The sequence below is a fragment of the Serratia sp. CY84636 genome (genome assembly GCF_052166245.1).
GTDB classification, from domain to species: domain Bacteria; phylum Pseudomonadota; class Gammaproteobacteria; order Enterobacterales; family Enterobacteriaceae; genus Serratia; species Serratia nevei.
Map to the genome: position 1 here is coordinate 26,413 of NZ_JBJNOX010000017.1, position 6,700 is coordinate 33,112.

The following is a 6,700-nucleotide window of genomic DNA, read 5'->3' on the forward strand; positions in this document are numbered from 1 at the left end:
TTACATTCCTGCAAATGCGGTGCTTTCACGTAAGACCACGCCCGGTACAGGGTTAGAACGAGTGTAGTTAACGTGATGAGTCTCAAATTTAGCCACTGGCAGATTTCCTGGAAACGCGATGTAGCCGGTCAGATCATCCAGCGTGGCGATTTCGGTTGGCGTTACAGCCCGCTCGCGCTTGTGATCATCATTGGTATTTTTGGTTCCCAACTGACCAAAGCGGCGGCTAATCCCCGTTTTTTCTCTTTCGCCCTCAATCTCCCCCAATGATTTAGAGACAAATTCGAGGGTTCTTTCACCCAGGCGACCAGCGGCCATAACAACCGATGTACGATGGTTAGACAGAAGGGTTTCAGCTACATCACTGCCATAGATGCTAATGACCTGCGAATACGACTGATAGCCGGTGACAACCCGTAGTCCTTTTTTACGACCTTTTGTTAACGCATCACGTAATGATGGCAGGTAATCAAGGGATTCCAGTTCGTCTATAAACGTCCAGATTTTACGGGAGTTGCTTTTGCTCATACCTAACACAATAGAAAATATGCTATCTGTCCAGCATGAAATAAGCGATTTCAAGGCTTCACGCATTTCATCTGTCCAGGTGATATACAGATTCCCGCCTTTCGGATCTTCCAGCCATTCACGAATTGAGAAGTTCCCTGCTGGCATTTTCAGGTGAGCGGCAAGTTTATTACTAAGCACAAAGCGAGCACTACCAACGGCCCGACCGCTACCAGCAAATAAAGCCTGTGCTTTAGTGCCTCTGACATATTCTTCAAGTTCTTCCAGTGGTACTTCATTTGTCCAGTAGAATACTTCTTCCATCGTTGGGTTTCGACTTGTGTTAAATACTTTACGGGATACCTCGGTAAATAAAAGACGACCATATCCATTCCATTCTTCTGTTTGCGAATCCTTCGCTGTAGGTACGATAGAAACACCGAATCGCTCAAAGTCAAAATCACTTTTTATTTCGTTGAAAAATACCCACCCTTCTGTTCTGGCATCATAGGGATTTAAAATCTTATCGCCTTTTTTATAAAAACGAGAAAGGAAATCGCCATCTGGATCGAGGATTATCATGCGGTCTTTATTTGAGGCAATACGTTGCTTTTTTCCACGCATCAAGCAACATTTCATCATTTCAGCAAAGATTGTTGATTTACCAACACCGGTCGCCCCGGCTATTGAAATATGTGTACCTTCCGCTTTTGTAGGGATTGGAATATCGGCTATTGTTATTTGCGGCTCTCTTTCTTTAGTTATTGATGCTAAAGCCCGCTGAGAAACAAGCCGCGTACCACGATATATTTTCTTAAATGGTGCACCTTTAAATATCTGGTGATTAAATTTGAAAAATATGATTAAGCCTATGATGGCAATAATTTCACCGACTAATAAAGCACCCCATAAAGGCCATAAATCAAAAGTCTGCTGAATAAGTAAAACCAGACGTTCACGCGCATCTTTTGGCGTAAAACCATACAAGGCTTTCGCCGAGATAAACCACGTAACAAGGGGGGTAAAAAGCAATGCCCCCAGGCAAATTTTGCCCTTATCCGCTTCATTCATGACTCTGTTCCTCTCTCTCCCGGGCCAGCTCTGCTGACCACGGCTCCAGCCCTAACCGGCGAATTTCACCACCGGCAACTTTCTGCGCATCTGCTTTACTCACCTGGCGAAGTATCAATAACACCTCAATCAACATTGCCTCGATGTATCGATCTCGTCCGGCGGCTTGCTGCTCTGAAGATGAACGTTTCAGCAATTTATCAAGCCGGGCGATCACTTCACTGGCACTCTCTTTTTGTCCAAAAAGCTGTTGCTTGATGTACTCCGATACGTTGCCCTCCGAACGGTATTCAAGGTCGATTTTTTGCTCTTCGGTCACTCTTAAACTGATAGATGGCATAGGTTTCCTTTGTGTAATACAGATGTAATACATACAAATCTAGCATATATGCGGCTTAGAACCACATGTGTAATACGTTGCGTATTACACATTAAAACACAAATTAGAATAATTTGTTTTGTTTTCAAGCATTTACGATGAAATCGTAATTGCGTATGGTGTATAGCCATTAAGGGATACCATAACACGCCTTTTTTAAGGGAGAAACAGCTCTTACACACGCATAAAACGCTCAAAAAGCGTTCACATTCACCACTTTCATGCTTGCATGAAAGTTTTCTACACCGATACTACTGAATTACTACTAAAATACTACAAACTGAAATAGCCATTACTACAGATATACTACTGATATACTACAAAAATGAGCGGTATCGACAAGCGTTACTACTGAATTACTACAGGAATACTACTGAAATACTACAAAACCGATTGACAGCTAAAACAGGCTGCCATATAGTGAAATTCGACAAGCGGGGGTGGTATGAAAAAAGACCTTTTACTGGAACCTCGCAATCTCGCTGCGGCTGTAAGAGCGCGTCTTGATGAGATTGAAGGTTTGTTAGACAAGGGTATTAGTAGGCAAGAAATTGCTCAACTTCTTGATAGTGAATACAGCTTTTCTGTGACTGTGAAAGCGTTAGATATGGCTTTGTACCGGGCAAGATTGAAACGCAAAAAAGGTGGATTGCACAATCCAGAAAGTACGGTAAATACTGGATTGCACAACCCAAAAGAGCAGGAGAAAGCGGAACCGGTGGAAACTGGATTGCAAAATCCAGAACCAGAAAAATTAGTTGAGGATATGGGCGGGAACAAAGAATTTTTATCCGATACAGATTTTAAAAAAATCGGGGATGAGGCAAAAAAAGTTGCGTCCTCATTCAAAGGTAACGTAGGTAATAAAAAAGGTTTCTAAAGGAGCGAATAGATGAAAATTGCAGTAATGAACTACAGTGGCAGTGTCGGCAAAACCATTATTTCGTCATACCTGCTGTATCCTCGCATGGCTGGCGCTAAATTCTTTGCCATCGAGACAATCAATATGTCGGCTGCGGATTTGGGTGTTGATGAAGTGATGAGATTAACCGGCGATAACTTTGGTCAACTCGTTGAAGAAATCGTATTTGAAGATAATGCCATCGTGGATATTGGCGCGTCGAACGTTGAGCGCTTTCTTTCTACCATGACAAAATATGAGGGTGCAATTGACGAATTTGATAAATATCTGATTCCTGTCACCCCGGATGATAAAGCATGGCAGGAAAGTATTAAGACCGCCCTCGCGTTAAGTGCCGTTGGCGTTCCTAAATCTAAAATTGTTCTTCTGCCTAACCGCATTAAATCAACTCCGCAGGAGGATATTGCTTCAGTGTATGAATGGGCGAAGGATTCTAAAAAAGCCACTATTCATAAAGATGCCGCCGTTTTTGAAAGTGAAATTTATGAATACCTCGCGTATCACAAAATTTCGTTTGAAGAACTGCTGGCTGAAGATCCAGAAACATTTAAAGCGAAAGCTAAATCCTGCACTGATGCCGACGAACGCGCGGCGGCTGCGCGACGTTATCGCTGGATGAAATTAGCGCTGCCGGTTAAACGTAATCTTGATCGTACCTTTGAAATATTAACGGCTGAATAATATGGAAAAGCAACCTGATAAATTAGATATCCTGATGGACTGGTTTTTAGGCGATGCGAAAGAAATCACCTCAAAACTGGAAAGCGTAACCACAAGCGTTACCGAAACAGTAGAACGGCTGGATAAAGCCTCCGATGAAATAAAGAAATCATCTGAGGTGGCGAAAACAGAAGTGATCGCAAGCCAGCGCGAGCTGGTCAACACTCTGAAGAAGGAGCAGAAGGTTAGCGACCAATTTTTTGAACGTCTGGCCGGGGCGCAAACAGGGTTTTCGCAAGCGCTTATCAGGAAGATTCTGATTATCACGGTTGTCTGTTCCTTCGTTGGTGGAGCGCTCGGCGCGGCGGCTATAACGCTCCTGCTTCACTGACAAAAAGCCTGACCTGAAGCGGCCCTATCCGGGCCGTTTTTTTTGGCCTCGATTGCGTTAGGGATTGAAGCCCGAAGGGGCGAGACAGCTTGCCTGGCTCGATGCGCAGCACGAAAGCCCGCCCGCAGGGAACGCCCAAAAATAAAAGTGGATTGCACAATCCATAATCAATAAAATGGTTTGTGCAATCCAGAAATCCATTGTGAGGCCGCTATGATCATCCCTACCCAGGAAACTTACGACGAGCTTCAACGCGCCTACGAATTTTTCAATCAACGCCTGTTTGAAAGTGCGCTGCCGCCTTGCCTTATCACCCTTCAGCGCGAAAAACGAACGTATGGCTATTTCTCGAATGGTCGCTTTGTTGGTCGCTCAACCGGACAAATCGTTGATGAAATCGCCATGAATCCGGTCTATTTCTCGATCCGCACGATACGCGACACGCTTTCCACACTTGTGCATGAAATGGTTCACCAGTTGCAGCAACACACCGGCAAACCGGGCCGCCGTGGATACCACAATAAAGAATGGGCGGCGATGATGGAGCGCATCGGCCTGATACCATCCGACACCGGCCAGCCAGGAGGTAAGCGCGTCGGTGAGTCCATGAGTCATTACATTGAGGACGGCGGCGCGTTTGATACCGCCTGCAAGGAGCTGCTTACCACGGAGTTTAAACTGAGTTGGCTGGATCGGTTCCCGCCACACAAACCAACGCCACCAACGCCAACCGGCGCAGACGGTAAAGGGTATGTCGATGACGAAGATTATGGGGATGAAGGATACGGCGACGATGGCGAGCTGGATGATGAGATCACACAAGCCCTTTCGCTGGTAAACCCGCCGCCAGATACGCCGGTGAATAAATCAAACCGGAAAAAATACACCTGCCCGAAATGCCATACGAACGTGTGGGGAAAGCCGGGCCTGATCCTGTACTGTGGTGGCGAACACTGCGGAAAGGCAGAATACCAGCCAACCTAACCAGAAAAAAACCGCCGTATGAGGCGGTTTTTTTTAGTTTTTACGTCCTCGCGTTACGCTCGCAAAAAGCGGTTGCCGCCGCTATGAGGGATACCCGCGCCAACGGCGCGGGTGATTGATTATCGGGCTGTTCTGGCGATAGCCTCCATTTCAGCTTTCAGCTTGCGGGGTGTCACCGGAACCGGAGAGGATTTCATCTGGTAAGCAGCTACCAGCTCCCGATCACCTTCCTGAAAAACCGCCTTGCCGTTGCGGTTGCAGATAAATTTTTTCATAACCTTGCTCCTTCGCTTACGGTCAGCACCATTGCTAACCGATAAATACAGTATAAATTCCCCCCAAAAAGTCAACTTTAAGTATCATTAAATAATACTTAAATAATACGTTATACAGCAGCGCGGCAATGCCGCGCTGTTCCGCGTTGTTAGCGATCCTGGTACAGATTAACCAGCTTTTTGAACTGCTTAAAATGGTTGGCTTCAACAAGCGCGATATGCCGAAAATTTTTCGTGTCGCCGGAAAGGATGTAATGATATTCATACTTCATCTGTTCAGGGAATTTCTTACGAAACTGGATCAGATCATCCATTCCCTCAAATTCATACACTTCAGCCTCTTCATCAATCGCGCCTTTTGCTTTCTCGGCCATCAGGATGATATTTCCCATATTTACCCCCGTATCATGGTTAGAAACCGTAGTGGTTAGTGGTTAGCCGTCTTAGCGTTAGCTTTACGCTGATAGAGCCAGAGAGATAAAGCGCAGTCAGCCACGAAAGCAGCACCGAACGCCGTTACCGCGATAAACATTGGCATAAACGGGTGTGGAGTATCGAGATTGACTAACACGGCATATACAGCGGCCAGCGTGACGATACAGGAGCAAAACAGGCACATCTGCACCAGTTCTTTGTAACCGTCGCGCACAAGACGCCAGGGGAGATATAACGCGCCTGTTATGGCGAGGACTAAAACAACAAGAGTCGTATTCATACATTTTCCTTCGCAGGTTGCCCGGAGCGGTTGCCGCCGCTGGTTCCGGGCCGGTCAGCACCATTGCTAACCGTAAATAAAGTATAGGCTTTCCCCCCTCTAAAAGTCAACTTTTAGTATCATTATATGGTACGAAAAAGATACTTAAATTTTGCACCGCTGCCGACAAATGAAAGGCAACTGCGCCGATCTCCACCTGGGCGGCGTGGTCAAATTGCCGGGCCTTACGGCATCGAGCTGGGCGACGCGCCCACTTCCCCGGAGCCGAACGGGGCAGGGCATTACGTCGCCGGTGATGCCGACCAGGGCGAAGCGCCCATCCCCTCCCTGCAAAGCCGGTTTTGACGGGCTGTCAGACGATACCACCGCCGGAACAGTGGCCCGTCACAACGGCCCGGTTGAGCGGGCGGGCTGGCGCGTAGCGACGGGCCGGGCGTGATTTATCCGGGTGTTGGGGGGATGGCCGCGCAGCGGCCAGCACCCTTACAGGCACGATTGCGCCGTTGCTGGCAGAGGATGGCGAAGCCACCCCGAAGGGGCGGGGCCGCCGGAGGCGGGGCAAGTCCGGCGCAGGGCGTGGGGGCCAAGCGGAGCGCGGAGGGCAAAGCCCGGAGGCGTTAGGGATTGAAGCCCGAAGGGGCGAGACAGCTTGCCTGGCTCGATGCGCAGCACGAAAGCCCGGCCCGCAGGGAACGCCCTGAGTAACCGGCGGCCGCTGCCGGGCCAATCACGGCGATCACCCAAAATAACCCTGCTGTGAAATCCACGGATCGTACAGCAGGGTAAGCCAGGGGAG

At 47.9% G+C, this 6,700-nt stretch carries 9 protein-coding genes; 4 read left to right on the plus strand and 5 right to left on the minus strand.

What is annotated here, in order from left to right; all coding sequences use genetic code 11:
• Together ACJ8QI_RS24325 and ACJ8QI_RS24330 are read right to left on the minus strand one after the other, a co-directional pair.
• Positions 1–1,578 (minus strand): type IV secretion system DNA-binding domain-containing protein, encoded by a 1,578-nt coding sequence (locus tag ACJ8QI_RS24325; protein WP_047929022.1) that lies wholly within the window; start codon positions 1,576–1,578, stop codon positions 1–3.
• A complete protein-coding gene (locus tag ACJ8QI_RS24330) occupies positions 1,571–1,918 on the minus strand; it encodes a hypothetical protein (protein WP_047929023.1) in 348 nt (115 codons plus the stop codon). The genes ACJ8QI_RS24325 and ACJ8QI_RS24330 overlap by 8 nt, the downstream gene beginning before the upstream one ends.
• Positions 1,919–2,402: 484 nt before the next feature.
• On the opposite strand from ACJ8QI_RS24330, the gene ACJ8QI_RS24335 reads away from it, so the two are divergent.
• From ACJ8QI_RS24335 to ACJ8QI_RS24350, 4 genes are all read left to right on the plus strand, one after another.
• Positions 2,403–2,837 (plus strand): hypothetical protein, encoded by a 435-nt coding sequence (locus tag ACJ8QI_RS24335; protein ID WP_053059852.1) that lies wholly within the window; start codon positions 2,403–2,405, stop codon positions 2,835–2,837.
• Positions 2,838–2,849: 12 nt separating this feature from the next.
• On the plus strand, positions 2,850–3,560 hold the full coding sequence (gene stbB / locus ACJ8QI_RS24340; protein WP_053273075.1) for a StbB family protein: 711 nt from the start codon (positions 2,850–2,852) through the stop codon (positions 3,558–3,560).
• Between the two features lies 1 nt (position 3,561).
• Positions 3,562–3,930: a plasmid stabilization protein StbC gene (gene stbC, locus ACJ8QI_RS24345; RefSeq protein WP_096249177.1), complete on the plus strand. Its 369-nt coding sequence runs from the start codon at positions 3,562–3,564 to the stop codon at positions 3,928–3,930.
• A 213-nt stretch (positions 3,931–4,143) separates the two neighbouring features.
• Complete coding sequence (locus ACJ8QI_RS24350; RefSeq protein ID WP_039026342.1) at positions 4,144–4,914, plus strand: SprT-like domain-containing protein; 771 nt, start codon at positions 4,144–4,146, stop codon at positions 4,912–4,914.
• 119 nt (positions 4,915–5,033) lie between these two features.
• On the opposite strand, the gene ACJ8QI_RS24355 is transcribed toward ACJ8QI_RS24350, so the two are convergent.
• The 3 genes from ACJ8QI_RS24355 to ACJ8QI_RS24365 form a co-directional block, all read right to left on the minus strand.
• Complete coding sequence (locus ACJ8QI_RS24355) at positions 5,034–5,189, minus strand: hypothetical protein (RefSeq protein WP_021536821.1); 156 nt, start codon at positions 5,187–5,189, stop codon at positions 5,034–5,036.
• A gap of 149 nt (positions 5,190–5,338) precedes the next feature.
• Entirely contained in the window at positions 5,339–5,581 is a 243-nt protein-coding gene (locus ACJ8QI_RS24360; RefSeq protein ID WP_042036420.1) for a hypothetical protein, read from the minus strand.
• 35 nt (positions 5,582–5,616) lie between these two features.
• Positions 5,617–5,904, minus strand: coding sequence for a hypothetical protein (locus ACJ8QI_RS24365; RefSeq protein ID WP_001098466.1), 288 nt, complete (start codon positions 5,902–5,904; stop codon positions 5,617–5,619).
• Positions 5,905–6,700: the final 796 nt, after the last annotated feature.